Annotated in this window: 16 protein-coding genes; 4 read left to right on the top strand and 12 right to left on the bottom strand. The window is 52.3% G+C overall.

From position 1 onward, the window contains the following. Nucleotides 1-6: 6 nt before the first annotated feature. The 8 genes from M467_RS24385 to zapA form a co-directional block, all read right to left on the bottom strand. Entirely contained in the window at nucleotides 7-474 is a 468-nt protein-coding gene (locus tag M467_RS24385; protein WP_021066792.1) for a hypothetical protein, read from the bottom strand. Nucleotides 475-505: 31 nt separating this feature from the next. Then, nucleotides 506-970 (bottom strand): hypothetical protein, encoded by a 465-nt coding sequence (locus M467_RS24380; protein WP_021066791.1) that lies wholly within the window; start codon nucleotides 968-970, stop codon nucleotides 506-508. Between the two features lie 283 nt (nucleotides 971-1,253). Next, nucleotides 1,254-2,066: a hypothetical protein gene (locus tag M467_RS24375; protein WP_021066790.1), complete on the bottom strand. Its 813-nt coding sequence runs from the start codon at nucleotides 2,064-2,066 to the stop codon at nucleotides 1,254-1,256. A 286-nt stretch (nucleotides 2,067-2,352) separates the two neighbouring features. Beyond that, nucleotides 2,353-2,769 (bottom strand): DUF350 domain-containing protein, encoded by a 417-nt coding sequence (locus M467_RS24370; protein WP_087576464.1) that lies wholly within the window; start codon nucleotides 2,767-2,769, stop codon nucleotides 2,353-2,355. Nucleotides 2,770-2,776: 7 nt separating this feature from the next. After that, nucleotides 2,777-5,131, bottom strand: coding sequence for an endonuclease MutS2 (locus M467_RS24365; RefSeq protein ID WP_021066788.1), 2,355 nt, complete (start codon nucleotides 5,129-5,131; stop codon nucleotides 2,777-2,779). Then, nucleotides 5,132-6,841 (bottom strand): DNA polymerase/3'-5' exonuclease PolX, encoded by a 1,710-nt coding sequence (gene polX, locus M467_RS24360; protein WP_021066787.1) that lies wholly within the window; start codon nucleotides 6,839-6,841, stop codon nucleotides 5,132-5,134. A gap of 69 nt (nucleotides 6,842-6,910) precedes the next feature. Next, nucleotides 6,911-7,447 carry a CvpA family protein gene (locus M467_RS24355; RefSeq protein WP_021066786.1) on the bottom strand — a complete coding sequence of 179 codons (537 nt, stop codon included), beginning with the start codon at nucleotides 7,445-7,447 and terminating at the stop codon, nucleotides 6,911-6,913. Between the two features lie 8 nt (nucleotides 7,448-7,455). Further along, nucleotides 7,456-7,677, bottom strand: coding sequence for a cell division protein ZapA (zapA, locus tag M467_RS24350; RefSeq protein WP_021066785.1), 222 nt, complete (start codon nucleotides 7,675-7,677; stop codon nucleotides 7,456-7,458). A 211-nt stretch (nucleotides 7,678-7,888) separates the two neighbouring features. On the opposite strand from zapA, the gene M467_RS24345 reads away from it, so the two are divergent. The 3 genes from M467_RS24345 (at nucleotide 7,889) to M467_RS24335 (ending at nucleotide 10,284) form a co-directional block, all read left to right on the top strand. After that, entirely contained in the window at nucleotides 7,889-9,103 is a 1,215-nt protein-coding gene (locus tag M467_RS24345) for a dicarboxylate/amino acid:cation symporter (protein WP_021066784.1), read from the top strand. Nucleotides 9,104-9,189: 86 nt separating this feature from the next. Then, entirely contained in the window at nucleotides 9,190-10,035 is an 846-nt protein-coding gene (locus M467_RS24340) for a GNAT family N-acetyltransferase (RefSeq protein ID WP_021066783.1), read from the top strand. A 42-nt stretch (nucleotides 10,036-10,077) separates the two neighbouring features. Then, a complete protein-coding gene (locus M467_RS24335) occupies nucleotides 10,078-10,284 on the top strand; it encodes a hypothetical protein (protein ID WP_021066782.1) in 207 nt (68 codons plus the stop codon). A gap of 33 nt (nucleotides 10,285-10,317) precedes the next feature. Here M467_RS24335 and M467_RS24330 read toward each other — a convergent pair whose 3' ends face one another. Both M467_RS24330 and M467_RS24325 read right to left on the bottom strand, forming a co-directional pair. Further along, a complete protein-coding gene (locus M467_RS24330) occupies nucleotides 10,318-11,622 on the bottom strand; it encodes a murein hydrolase activator EnvC family protein (RefSeq protein ID WP_021066781.1) in 1,305 nt (434 codons plus the stop codon). 290 nt (nucleotides 11,623-11,912) lie between these two features. Beyond that, a complete protein-coding gene (locus tag M467_RS24325; protein ID WP_021066780.1) occupies nucleotides 11,913-12,434 on the bottom strand; it encodes a VanZ family protein in 522 nt (173 codons plus the stop codon). 163 nt (nucleotides 12,435-12,597) lie between these two features. On the opposite strand from M467_RS24325, the gene M467_RS24320 reads away from it, so the two are divergent. Next, nucleotides 12,598-13,071: a glutathione peroxidase gene (locus M467_RS24320; protein WP_021066779.1), complete on the top strand. Its 474-nt coding sequence runs from the start codon at nucleotides 12,598-12,600 to the stop codon at nucleotides 13,069-13,071. Between the two features lie 43 nt (nucleotides 13,072-13,114). On the opposite strand, the gene M467_RS24315 is transcribed toward M467_RS24320, so the two are convergent. Together M467_RS24315 and M467_RS24310 are read right to left on the bottom strand one after the other, a co-directional pair. Continuing rightward, on the bottom strand, nucleotides 13,115-14,041 hold the full coding sequence (locus M467_RS24315) for a CAP domain-containing protein (RefSeq protein WP_021066778.1): 927 nt from the start codon (nucleotides 14,039-14,041) through the stop codon (nucleotides 13,115-13,117). A gap of 19 nt (nucleotides 14,042-14,060) precedes the next feature. Next, nucleotides 14,061-14,507, bottom strand: coding sequence for a MarR family winged helix-turn-helix transcriptional regulator (locus tag M467_RS24310; RefSeq protein WP_021066777.1), 447 nt, complete (start codon nucleotides 14,505-14,507; stop codon nucleotides 14,061-14,063). Nucleotides 14,508-14,543 lie beyond the last annotated feature (36 nt).

Below are 14,543 nucleotides of genomic sequence, written 5' to 3'. Positions count from 1 at the left end.
CTTTCATCATTTTGGCTCATATTGGAAGTCAGGTATTTGCGCATTTGCTCTTGAATACAGTGACTCCATCGAGAATCGACTTGGACGGCTCGTGCCTCCACCGTATAAGGCCTCGATAGTTTGATCGATATACGCATTTTCCGCTTCTAAATATTCGACAACTAGGTCTTTGAACTCATCGGCCGAGGAATCCTCATGCCGCAATCCCTCCAGTTCGGTCGAGTATATGTCGTTGTCTTCTTGCATGCCCTGCAATTCTTTAACCGCTCCGGATATGGCGACGACATCGGTCGGAACACTCGATAGCGTGAGCATCTTGATTTGATGGTCGCGTCCAGACGAAATGATGGAAGCCGCATTGAAATGGATGACGGGTCTGTCATCAATCGTTTCAACCGTGCCCATTCCTCCACAAGCGGATAAAGCCATCATTGTTCCTGCGAACAGAGAGACGGATAAGAGTAACTTCTTCATCATCAATCCTCCTTCGCAACTGTTAGGCTTCTTACGAAACTTCATCTATGGTTTCGACCACAACCCCTGTATCTGCAACTTTCCCCAAGTCGATGACGGTCGGGTCTTCGTATGCCAAGACGTGAAACTCTTGCTCAATCGTCCGAATGACATAATGCGATAGTTCGCCTCGGTCTGTATTGACCCGGTCCGTCCCCGTCCATTCCGTGGCGAACTTACTTAAAAGAGAGGTTTTCAATTTCACGATGGGATGTCCGTTCGCTAACCCTTCCTCCGGAATCCCATGTTCTTCAAGTGTACCGAGAAACACCGCATATTGCTCGAAACGGATGCTGATTCGGTCCCGTTCTGCGTCCCACGTCAGCAACATCGTCGGGTCATTTGCCCCGAAAAACGTCCACTCGAGTGGATAATAGGTGACGCCCTTCATCTGGAACGACTCCGTCTCGAGCACATAGTCTTCCGTCGTCATCAAAAAATCTAAATCAATCGCCATTCACGAATCCCCCTAGCAATCTTGATATAGTCCGGCAATACATAACACCATACAAACTCATTGATTAGGATGATTATAATTGAAAGGTGATTGAGGTTTGTAAGAAAATTCAACACTTCGGCAATATGATTCTCAGAAACCGACTATAAAACAATATTCCCTAAGTGAAACAATATCGTCCGCTACGAGAGAAAACACTGAAATACGCCTTTCTTTGTGAGCATGAAATGAAAAAAGACCTGTGATGTCAGATTTAGCGACTTCACAGGTCTATTGATTTGGTTCAAGCATTTTCTTCTAAGATGATAAATTCAGCATCAATAATATCTGGATTAATCTTCTTTAATTCTTTATAACTCGTTACAAGTTCTTCATAAGAAACTTCGATACTCTCTTCAAGAGCATTTAATAGCCGATTCCCCATTTGTGACATCGACGAGTAAGTAATACCTCCCGAAATAAACCCGCCGGCAATCGGGATAGCTTTAGACACTCCTTGGGCAAAAGATTTTTTCGTAATCTTCACACCAATCATTGCTCCTACTTTTTTGACAATTGGAAAATAGATTGTCTTCATCATCGCCTTTTGAGGGATTTTCTTCAATGCCTGTTTCGACAACTGTGATGATAATACTTTAATCGTCGCCGTCGCACCACCGACACCGAACATGACCCCTAAAAAGAGAATCAAGTCTCCATTCACCCGTTCGACGTCCAATTCATCCTCATCCCAGAAATCCTCGTAGCCGTGCAAGTACCCGATTTCTTGCGCTAACCTCAGCGCGACCCCAAAAAATTGAGCTGTGTCAGCTGGAATCGTCGCTGCGAGTGCAATCCCACCCGGTAAACCGGCCGCAAAAGACGCAGACGAACTCTTCATCGTCTGATTCATAATATTCTTCTTCGCGACTTTACGAATCAATGCTCGTGACACATTCGCTTCGATTGGTCCCTTCTCGACGATTTCAGCGAGTAGCGCAGGCGGGACATGCTTACTGAAACTTTTCGCTAAAAACTCTTTTCGGTCCACTTTCACACCCGGCAATTTAACCGTGTTCGTAATCAACACTTCAAACAAATCTGATCCACTTGACAATCCCGACACCTCTTCCGTTTTGATTTAATACTAATCATCTATATCGGCCATATTCATTATTGAGTCTTACACTATCAGTATAAATCTTCTATAAGAAGAATTGGTAAAATATTTCATTTTCAGAAATCGATTATCTAAAATCCTACTCATAAAATCAAAAACGGAGCGCCCATTCCGGACGCTCCGTGCTTCGAGTTAATAAAAGATAAACCACAGTGCCGCTGCCACTAAAAACAGGCCGGCCCCGATAAAAAGAATCTTCGCCAATCTCTCGTATACCATGTCTTCACCTCACCAACGCCGCGCCGACGACGAGCGAGACCCCAATCGAGAGCAGGAACGCCATCAGGCCGACGGCGATGTTCCCTTTCCCGATCTCCTCGTTCACTTTGAGCGACGGCGTCAAAAATTCGAATAGCCAATACGTCACCAACAAGAGCACGAAGCCGAAGCTCCCTCCGACCAACACGTCCATCGTCTGGTCGTGATGGCTCTCGACGACGCGGAAGATGTTGGCGAGACCGACGATTTTTCCGCCGGTCGCGAGTGCGACGGCGATATTACCTTTTTGAATCTCGCGCCAATTGCTGTACGGCGTCGTCACCTCAAAGATGGCGAGACCGACGACAATCATGAGTCCGGCGATTGAATATAAGCCGAGCGATTCAAGCAATACGTTGACGTTCACATTCCCCATTACCATGTTCCCCTCACTTCAGTTCGACGACCGTGACACCGAGTCCGCCTTCACCCATCCCACCGGGGCGCTGACTCTTCACGTGACGATGTCCTTTAAGATACTCCTGCGTCGCTTGGCGCATCGCCCCGGTCCCAAGACCGTGGATGATGCGGACGTTGTCGTACCCCGACACGAGTGCCTCGTCGATATATTTGTCGAGGCGGGAAAGTCCTTCTTCGACCCGAACGCCGCGCAAGTCGAGCTCCGACTTCGTCGAGCTCTGACGCTTGAGCGAGCTGCCTTTCGACTGGAGCGACTGCTCTTTCGAAGGCCCGATCTTTTGAAGGTCGTCCGCTTTGACGTTCACTTTCATAATCCCGACTTGGACGTTGTACTCGTTATCGTTCAATTGCTTCACGATATAGCCCTTTTGGTTGAACGTCGTCACTTTCACTTCTTCGCCTTTACTGAACGTACGTTTCTGTTGCGCTTTTTGTTTCACTTTTTGAATCTTTTTATCTTGGAGCGTCGGTTTCGCCGATTCGAGCTGTTTCTTCGCGGCGATGATCTCGTGCTCTTTGACGATGCCTTCTTCACGAAGCTTCTTCAAGCGGTCGATGACTTCGTTCGCTTGGCGCTTCGCTTGTTCGACGGCCTTTTCGGCACGAGCCTCGGCTTCGCCGTACATCGTGTCGCGCTCACGCTCGAAATCGGTCAGCTTCGCTTCGAACGCAGCCTGTTCAGTTTCGAGGTCGTGGCGTTTGATGATCAATTCTTTCTCGAGCTGCTCGGCGCGATGCTTAGCCGCCTCGAGCTCATTGATCATCGATTCGACCGACTCGGCGTCGGTGCCGACGTGGCTTCGCGCCTTGTCGATGACTTGTTCCGATAAGCCGAGACGTCGACTAATCTCGAACGCGTTCGAACGGCCCGGTACGCCAATCAACAAGCGATACGTCGGGCTGAGCGATTCGATATCGAACTCCATCGAGGCGTTCATGACACCCTCGCGGTTATAGGCGTACGCCTTCAGTTCCGAGTAGTGCGTCGTCGCCGCCACGCGGGCGCCACGACGTTTCACTTCGTCAAGGATGGCGATGGCAAGGGCCGCCCCTTCTTGCGGGTCGGTCCCGGCACCGAGCTCATCGAATAGGACGAGTGACATGAAGTCAATCTTGTCGAGCATGCTGACGATATTCGTCATGTGCGAGCTGAACGTCGACAAGCTCTGCTCGATCGACTGCTCGTCGCCGATGTCGGCATAGATGGCGTCAAAGACGGACAGCTCCGTCCCGAATTCGGCCGGAACGTACAGACCTGACTGCACCATCAGTTGGAGCAACCCGAGCGTCTTGAGCGTGACCGTTTTCCCGCCTGTGTTCGGTCCCGTGATGACGAGCGATGTGAACGCCTCGCCGAGCTCGACCGTGATCGGCACGACCTCATCTTGCGGGATGAACGGATGGCGCGCCTGTTTCAACTTGATTTCGCGTTCATCGTTCAGTTTCGGTTCCGTCGCTTTGAGCTGATGCCCGTAGGCGACTTTTGCGAACACGAAGTCGAGCGTGGCGAGCACGTCGAGGTTCGTCACGACCGAATCAGCGACACCGCCGACGAGGTCTGACAGTTCGCTCAAGATGCGATCGATCTCGGCGCGCTCTTTCAAGCGGACTTCTTGAATCTCATTGTTGATCGACACAATTGCCTGCGGCTCGATGAAGAGCGTCTGGCCTGATGCCGATTGGTCGTGGACGATGCCGCCGAACGCTTGGCGGTACTCCATCTTGACCGGGACGACGTAGCGGTCGTTCCGAATCGTGACGATGGCGTCCGACAGCATCTTCGCGTTGTTGCGGAGGATGTTGTCGATCCGTGAACGGACGCTGCCTTCAAAGCTACGGAGCTGAGTCCGGAGGCCACGGAGACGGTCGCTCGCCGAATCTTGGACCGTGCCTTGGTCGTCGATGGCGTGACGGATCGTCTGTTCGACCTCGATCAGCTTCGTCAAGCGCTCGGCATACTCATCGAGACGCGGGATACGGAGATCTTCATTGTCCTCGTGCAGCTTCTCGAAGAAGTTCTTCACTTGGCGCCCGCTGTACATGACGGCGGCGACGGCGAGCAGTTCGCTCGTCGAGAGGACCGAGCCGATGGCGGCCCGCTTCACTTCACTGCGGACGTCGGTCAGTCCACCGAGCGGCAACCGGTCGCGGAGCCTTACGACCTCGGTCGCCTCGCGGGTGACGTTCAAGTTCGACAATACCCGGTCGTACGTATAGTCGGGCTGCATGTTGAGCGCCCGTTCTTTTCCGAGCGAGCTCGCGGCGTGGGCGGCGAGCTGCTGGCGGAGTTTTTCATATTCTAAAACGCGTAACGCGTGATCCATCTAGCATGTTCCTTTCTGTCGCTTCGCGTCGATGAACGCCTTGGCGTCCTCGAACGAGAGGCAGTTGATGATGTCTGACGGTTCGAGATAGGCTTTCCGGGCGTGCAGGACGCCGAGTGCCATATCTTCCATCATATCAGGGTGGTGCGTGTCGGTGTTGATCATAAGTTTGACGCCGGCCGCCTTCGCTTTTTTCAGTGTCGAGGCCGTCAAATCGAGCCGGTTCGGGTTCGCGTTCAACTCGAGCGCCGTCCCCGTCTCTTTGGCGAGGGCAATCAAGCGCTCCTCGTCGATCGGATAACCGTCACGGCGCCCGATGAGGCGACCGGTCGGATGGGCGATCACGTTGACGTACGGCGAGCGGCAGGCGTTCTCGAGCCGGGCCATAATCTCGTCGACGGATTGGTCCATCTTCGAGTGAATCGAGGCGACGACGTAATCGAGCGTCGCCAAGAACTCGGGCTCATAGTCGAGCGTCCCGTCCGGGCGGATGTCCATCTCGACACCGCGCAGGACGTGCATGTCGTGTTTCTTCGCGGCCTCAAGGATTTCTTCCCCTTGCGCCTCGAGCCGTTCTTCGGTCAAGCCGTTGACGAACGACATGTATTTGCCGTGGTCGGTGATGGCGATCCACTCATAGCCGCGCGCTTTCATCGCCGCGACGAGCTCGTCGACCGTCAACTTCCCGTCCGACCAGACCGTGTGCATATGGGCGTCGGCCTTGATATCGTCGAGTGTGACGAGCTTCGAGAGGTCGTGCTCGAACTCGAGGTTGCCTGCCCGGAGCTCCGGCGGGATGAACGGCAGTCCGTAACGTTCGAACAGCTCGGCTTCCGTCTCCGGTTGCCAGAGGCCGTCCGCCGTCTCGACGCCGTACTCAGAAATCGACTCACCCTTCGCTTTCGCGAGCTGGCGCATCCGCACGTTATGGTCTTTCGAGCCGGTGAAGTGATGGAGCGTCGCGGCGAAGGCGCCCGGTTCGACCATGCGGAAGTCGACCGACACCATCTCCTCGCGCTCGAGGACGAGCGACACTTTCGTCTCTCCGGCCGCAATCACCTCGTTGATGAACGGAAGGGCAAGCAACTTGTCACGGAGGGCGACAGGCTCTTCGGTCGCGATGATGAAGTCGAGGTCTTTACACGTCTCCTCGGCGCGGCGGAAACTGCCCCCGACCGAGTGGCGCAGGACGAGCGGCTCGGCTTCGAGCACCGTCTCAATCTCTTCGACGACCGGGCGCATCATGGCGTAAGCGAGACGCTCCGGGCGTGACTCGAGGTTCCGTGCCGCCGTGAGCAACTTCTCGACGCTCTTGGCACCGAAGCCAGGCAGGCTCGCGGCCGTACCGTCTTCTAATACGGTAATCAGTGTCTCGAGATCGACGACGCCGACTTCGCGGAGCTTGGCTAGCTTCTTGCCACCGAGCCCTTGGATTTTGAGCAGTTTCATGAGGCCGTATGGAATCTCTTCTTGGAGTGACTCGAGCACTTCACTGTGGCCCGTGTCCCGCCACTCTTCGAGGACGGCGGCCGTCCCTTTGCCGATCCCGGAGATGGTCGTCAAATCCTCGATGTCCTCGAGTTCGAGTTCCGTGTTCTCGAGCGCCGTCGCGGCTTTGCGGAAGGCGTTGATTTTGAACGGGTTCTCCCCTTTAATCTCCATATATTGCGCGATTTTTTCTAGCAGCATCATCGCTTCGACTTTATTCATCGTGCTTCCCCCTTTTCCATACAGAAAAGGCCGAGACACAAGCACTAGCTTGCATTCCGGCCTGTCGTGTTACAACATCTTATTCGAGAACCATTCAGAGAGATATGGCGTATCTTGAATGATGTACGTCGCGAGCGACGAGTTGTCGACGGCGCTCTGGACGCTTGCCATCGGTACGAACGCGATGACCCACAAAATGAAGAACGTGATCACGTACGCCTCGAAGAAGCCAAGGACCGCTCCGATGATTCCTTTCAATTGACGCAAGATCGGCAAGTCCGTCAAGAAGTCGAGCATCGATAGGATGAGATGCAAGACGAGCTTCGTGATGACGAACAAGACGACAAACCAGAAGACGTTATAGAACGTCATCTCGAGTCCTGTCAGTGCGTTTAAATCGATGACACCTTCTGGAAGCGACCCGTCGAGTTGCGACGGGTATGGAATCCATAGCTTGAACGCTTCGGCGAGATCACGGTAGTACGCATTGGCGACGAGGAAGCTGATGATGAGCGCGACCCAATGGCCGAGCTGCAAAATCGCCCCGCGACGGAATCCGTTAATGATCCCGATGAACAAGAAAAACAGTATAAGTAGAGTAACCATAAAGTGATTTATTCTCCCGTATTTCGTTTAGTTTTGACGTGATCACTCGCGATTTGGATAGCGGCGAGCACCGCTGCCTGACGAGCGTCTAGATGAGGGGACTGTTCACGAATCTCACGGATCTTGCTATCGACCAGAAAGCCCACTTCCCTCACATGATCGGCCGGCTCTTCGCTGACGATCGTATAGTCCTGACCCGCGATATGAATCGTTGTTCGTTGTACCTGCACGCGTCACCCCTCCTTTACGTCTATTCAAAATTAATCATAACATCGTTTGTATATTAGGAAAAGAAGAAGGTCCCTCCCTTTTCCACTCCAACATTTTGTGATACCCTATTTCAAAGTTGTCAAACGTCAATCTTCGTTGAAAAATGAAAGATAGGGTGGCAACACGTCGCTAAATGTGCGAAAATAGCAACAATTCAAACATTAAGAGAGGATGATTTATTTGAAATTACGTATTGGCCTTCTAGGTCGCATCATCATCGCTATCGCATTCGGGATTCTACTCGGTAGCATCGTACCAGAAAGCCAGAACTGGATTGTCCGGACGTTTGTCACGTTCAACGCAGTCTTTGGGCAGTTCTTAGGCTTCGCCATCCCACTAATCATTCTCGCTTTCATCATTCCAGGAATCGGGGAACTTGGAAAAGGCGCTGGGAAATTGGTCGGTTTGACGGCCGCCATCGCTTACGTATCAACAGTCGTTGCCGGGACGCTCGCCTACTTCACGACGAGCAACTTGTTCCCGCAAATCTTGTCACGCAGTACGGCCTCTGCTGAAAACCCTGAAGAAGCTCTTTTGAAAAGCTTCATGGAGTTCGAGATTCCACCGGTATTCGGCGTCATGACGGCGCTCATTCTCGCCTTCGTCATCGGCATCGGGATTGCCGCCATCGAAAGCAAGCGCTCGCTCGATTTGGCCATGGATTTCCGCGATATCATTGAACTACTCATCAGCAAAGTCATCATTCCACTATTACCGATTCACATCGCCGGAATTTTCATGAACATGACGTACGCCGGACAAGTCGCTGAGATTCTCTCGGTGTTCTCGCTCGTCTTCGTCACGATCATCGTCCTTCACTTGACGATGCTCTTGATTCAATACTCAGTCGCAGGTGCTCTCAACAAAGAGAACCCACTTCGTCTCTTGAAGACGATGATGCCGGCTTACTTCACAGCCATCGGGACACAGTCGTCAGCGGCGACAATCCCGGTCACACTTCGTCAGGCGAAAGCGAACAACACGGACGAAGGCGTCGCCAACTTCGTGGTGCCGCTCTGTGCGACCATCCACTTGTCAGGGTCGACAATCACGCTCACATCGGTCGGTGTCGCCCTCATGTACTTGAACGGCATGCCGATGTCATTCGCCATCGTGCTCCCGTTCATCCTCGCCCTCGGCGTCACGATGATCGCAGCACCAGGCGTACCAGGTGGAGCCGTCATGGCCTCGCTCGGTTTGTTCGGTTCGATGCTCGGATTCAGCGAAACGATGCTCAGTCTTGTCATCGCCCTCTACTTGGCACAAGATAGCTTCGGTACGGCGACAAACGTCACGGGAGACGGCGCCATCGCCAAAATCGTTCATTACTTCAAACGCAACACCAACATTTTGGATGACGCAAAAGAACGCGAAGAAATCGCGTAATTTCATCTATAATTTGATAGAATGAAAAAAACGGGCAAGCCATCAGGTTTGCCCGTTTCGTATACATACGATGAAAGGGTGTTCATATGGAACTGATTCGTTGGAACGACCTATCCGGATTTGAAGAACGTGTCATGCCCCACCTGCTCGAACATGAGGCCGAGAACAGCTTGATGATTGGCGTGCTCGATGCCATCAAACAAGGCCGATACGAGTCGTATCATCAACTGACCGTCGAAGATGACGGTAATGTGCTCGCGATCCTGCAAGTCACACCGCCCCATCCACTCAACTATGTGCTCGTGAAGCACGAGCGAGAGGATGACGTCCTTCGTCTGCTCGTGCCTGAACTATTAAATGGTGATATCCCATTCACCGAGGTCGTCTCGCAAGCTGATCTGGCGATGAATTTCTACACGCTCTGGTACATCCTGACGGCGCGTGAGCCGAAAGTCTTCATGGAGCAAGGTCTGTATCGTCTAGATCACGTCAACGACATCCCGCTGTCGGAAGGGTCGATGCGACGGGCGACCGAGGACGATGAGGCATTCCTCGTGAAGGCGTATAACGCGTTCGAAAAGGATACCGGTTTACCGGTCTCGTCGAAGGCAAACGCGACACAAAAGATTGCGACGATGCTCGAGAATCAAGAAGTGTACGTCTGGGAAGTCGACGGCAAGGTCGTCTCGTGTGCGAAGAAATCGCGCGAGACCGCGAACGGCGTCACTGTCTCGTTTGTCTACACGCCAAAAGCGTTGCGCAAGCGCGGCTATGCCCGCTCGCTCGTCGCCGAGCTAAGCCGGGAGCTCTTGACGTCGAAACAATATTGTACGCTCTATACGGATTTGAGCAACCCGACATCGAACAAGATTTACAAAGAAGTCGGTTATGAAAGAATCTTCACTTCGGCGTGGATTCGATTGCCTAGCTGATTTGATGCGCCTCCCCTATACTGTAGGTGGAGGCGATTTTTGATGAACAGATTATTCGGTTGGTGGCTCCGCATCCCGCGCCGGGTACGGTTGACCGCCTTGACGGTCGTCACACTCGCCGTGCTCGGCTATATGGTGTTTCTCGGCGGCCGGAGCATGCTCGACGACCCGAACTGGGACACGCTCTGGCTGAGCGTCATCGGCGCCGCCCTGCTGACCTTTATCGCGTACAAGGCAACAAAAAAGTGATCGACGCGTTCGTCGATCACTTTTTGTATAGGCTTAGAAGAATGAAGCTGGGTTGACCGTGCTGCCCGCGCTCGAAGATGAGTACGAGTAACCACCACGGTGGATTTCGAAGTGCAAGTGTGAGCCAGTCGAGTTCCCTGTGCTACCCATGCCGCCGATGTGTTGCCCTTGCGTCACACGTTGGCCGGCCGATACCGATACCGAGCTCATGTGTGCATATACCGTCGTCCAAACTTGACCGTTCAAGACGTGCGTGATGATGACGTGGTTCCCGTAAGCGCCACCCCATCCAGCTGTCGTGACCGTACCTGTTTGTGCTGCGTTGATCGGTGTGCCGACCGGTGCTGCGATATCAAGTCCGTTGTGGAACGAGTAACCGTTCGCACCGCTCGCCGCGCCCCATCCTTGTGAGAGACGACCGTTTGCCGGACGTTGGAACATGCCGCCGCTTGCCGGTACAGAAGATGCCGCTGCCGACGCTGTCGGTGTGCTAATCGCGCTAGCGCCAGTGTTTGTCGCTTGTTTTTTCTTCGCAGCCGCTGCCGCCGCTGCCGCACGTTTCGCTTCTTCAGCCGCACGACGTTGTGCTTCCATTTCAGCCTTGATGGCTTTCTCTTGCGCTTTGAGTGTTGATTCCATTTCTTGGAGGCTCATCAATTTCGATTCGAACTTCACTTTCTCAGCGTTGAGTTTCTTAATCTTCGCTGCGCGCTCTTTCATTTTCTTGTTGAGCGTCTTTTGACGTTGTTCGAGTTCTTCTTTTTGTTTCACGAGAGCATCGCGCTCGGCTTTCAACTCAGCTTGCGCTGCTGCCAATTTTTCTTTCGTCGCTTGATACTCTTCGAAGATTTGTTTGTCGTTCTCTTGAATCGTACCAGCTGTGATCATGCGTGTGAGCAAGTCACCGAAGTCTTTCGATCCGAAGATGAACTCTGCCCAGTCGATCGAGCCGCCGCCATTTTTTTGCATTGTGGCCATGCGCTCTTTCATGAGCTCTTCTTGCGCCTTCATTTTTGCTTCATATTGTTTAATCTGCTTTTGAAGGGCTGCAATTTTTTGTTGTGTTGCACGAATCTCAGCTTTCTTTTGCGCGACGTCGTTGATGACGTCTTGGAGTTCAGCATCTAACTTGTTGATTTCTTGCTGCTCTTTGCTGATCGCCTGTTCACGTTTTTTGATCGAGGCGTTCGCTTTGCTCTGTTCACTGTTATTCTGTTGTTGCTGCTGTTGCACCTTTTTCTGCTTGTCTGTAAGTGACGCTGCATAGCCAGGTGTCGTGCCGCTAATGAGAAGAGCTCCTAAAGTGACGGTTGCTGCAAGTTTCTTCAAGTTAACCAATGTGCTTCCCTCCGCTGAGTTCTCTGAATTTCTATATAATATAGATCGCATAAATTATAAATTAATAGGCGAAATTCGATATCGCTCTGAGACTCATTATAGCAATCTAAACCTAAAGTTATTTTACACTTATATTTCATTCCCATTACATTGACCTGTTTTAGGTTTTATCCGTTTAAAAATGGGGGTATAAAGGGCTTTTGCAATTTTTCTTGTCACACAAACGTTATAAATCAAAAAGAAAAGCACTTCATGAAAGCGCTTTTCAAATAACTACCTATACGATTTTTTTACCACCTTGGAGACACGAATCCCGATCGTGACCGTTTATGACGTCCTTGTTTGAACAGCAGAAACCCGCCAATCAAGAGGATGCCACAGGCGGCACCAAAACTGTCGAGCATGATGTCTTGGATGAGCGGCGTCCGCTCGGGCGTCAAACTTTGATGGAACTCATCAAAGATGGCGACCGTGTTCGCGAGCGCCCAGGCGAACAAGAGCGTCAGCCCAGCATGGAGTCGCGTGCGCGACACCGCTTTGACGAGAAGTGCCCCGAGTGCGAAGAAGACGGTGAAGTGCGCCGCTTTCCGAATCAAGAACTCAATCAAGCCGGCACTCCCTTTCGCCTCGAGCGATACCGGTCCTCCGGCATACTCGAAGTCGACGGTCGCGAGGATGGGCTCGGCCCACGTCCAATTGATGCGTTCAAGTGGTGAGACGATGCTTTGGTCCGAATACGGGGTCGCGCTCGAGAAGAATAAGCCAATCAGGATCAAACCGATCCATATAAATTCATTTTTCAATATGTACATGACACCTTTCCTTTCTACAACGAGTCTCATTATACGCCGTCCATCACGTTTCATTGTAACAACGACTTCATCATTTCATGACAATTTGATTGCGAACAACCGGTTCAAAGTCGTGTCTTGAAATCGCGATTGGTATAATGAAAAGAAAAAAGGGGGAATCAACATGATCTATCAATATGAAGCGGCCGACATGAGCGGCAAGCTCCAACCGCTATCCAAATACGAGGGTGACGTCCTATTAATCGTCAACACGGCGAGCAAGTGCGGCTTCACCCCGCAACTCGATGGACTCGAGAAATTATATGAACGTTATCAGGGTCAAGGGTTCCATATCCTCGGCTTCCCATGCAACCAGTTCGGCAATCAAGACCCGGGGTCAAACGAGGAAATCAACGAGTTCTGTCAATTGAACTACGGCGTGACGTTCCCGATGTTCGCCAAAGTAGACGTGAACGGCAAAGACGCCCACCCACTCTTCCAATACTTATCGAAAGAAGCACCAGGCCTGCTCGGTTCGAAGACAATCAAGTGGAACTTCACGAAGTTCCTCGTCGACCGGAACGGCAATGTCATCGAACGGTTCTCGCCGCAAACGACGCCGGATGAGATCGAGACGGCCGTCAAACGTCTCTTATAAGTAAAAGGATGGTCCGCCGCAATCCGGCAGGCCATCCTTTTTGTTAACGCGGTGTGATGAAGTTGATCGTGTAGAACGGGCTCGACTCCTCATTGTAGACGAGGCCGACCGACACGTGGGTGAAGCCATCTTTCAAGATATTCTCCCGGTGGCCGAGCGAGTTCATCAGTCCCCAGTGGGCATGGAAGACGCTCATCTGCCCCATCGCCAAGTTCTCGCCGGCGAGGGAGTACGCGATGCCGGCCTCGTTCATCCGCTCGAACGGGTCGCGGCCCTCGGGATCCGTATGGCTGAAGAAGTTGTTCCGGGCCATGTTCTCACTATGGGCGCGGACGACCGGTAATAGCGGCTCATAGTCGGCGAGCGCCGACAGTCCGAACTTCTGGCGGTCCCAGTTCATGAGCATTCGCATCAACTGTTCGTTCGCGACGAGATTGTCTTCCGACACGTCACCGTAATAGCCCTCACTCGACTCCTCGACGTCCCGGTCGACGGTGAGCACGGCTTTCAGCTTGTCGTCGTCATGCTGATCGAAGAACAGCGTCACGTAGTCATCATCAATCGCATAGACGTTGAACGACGGGTCGTCCGGAATCAAATAGCGTTTCAATCCCTTATTGTATGACTTGACCTCATCGAAGCCGATTTGCTCGACTTGTTGTCGCGTCGTCTCGCCCACGACGAGCCCTTCAAAGATACTGCCCGTCTCGAACTGATACTGGCCTTGCTTCGATCCGTCAGCATCGATCAACTCGAGGCTACGGTCGCCGTTCTTCTCGAGCAAGTACCAGTCGTGCCCGGCATATTGGCTCGTGAAGCGCGGGGCGTCGGTCGAGCGTTCTTGTTGCTCCTCCGCCACTTCCGTCGACTTCACTTGAATGCTCGTCGGCGCCGACACGTTCGGCACTTCAAATTTCCAGGCCGCATACATGCCGATCGCGAGCAATAAAATCACTAATTTACGAAACATCGCGTCTCCTTTCGAAAACTTACTCCTCTCGCTCACCGAACGCACGCAAGCGCGCCTTGATGTCAATGAGCATCTCCATATAAGCGATATACGTCGCTTCATCTATATTCAGCATACCACTCACTTTGAGCGGTACCTCCTCGGCCTGCTCACGCAGTGCGCTCCCGGACGGCGTGAGTGACAAGAGGACACGGCGCTCGTCGTCGGTCGCCCGCACTTTCTCCACGTAATCGAGTTGCATGAGCCGCTTGACGAGCGGTGACAACGTGCCCGAATCGAGCGTGAGTCGATCCCCGAGCTGTTTCAAATCGATATTGTCTTCTTCCCACAAGACGAGCATGACCAAGTACTGGCTATATGTCAGGTTTAACGGTGCCAAAATCGGGCGATATAATCTCGTAAGCTCTTTTGAAGCGGTATAGAGCTGAAAACAGATCTGATGCTCTAATGTTAACGAACTTTTCATAAAATTTCCTCCGGCTATAGTCTTAGGACAAGCATA

This window comes from Exiguobacterium chiriqhucha RW-2, assembly GCF_000416965.1.
In the GTDB taxonomy this organism is placed as follows: domain Bacteria; phylum Bacillota; class Bacilli; order Exiguobacteriales; family Exiguobacteriaceae; genus Exiguobacterium; species Exiguobacterium chiriqhucha.
The sequence above is the reverse complement of the archived record's forward strand: the minus strand, read 5'-3'. Positions and strand labels throughout refer to the sequence as shown.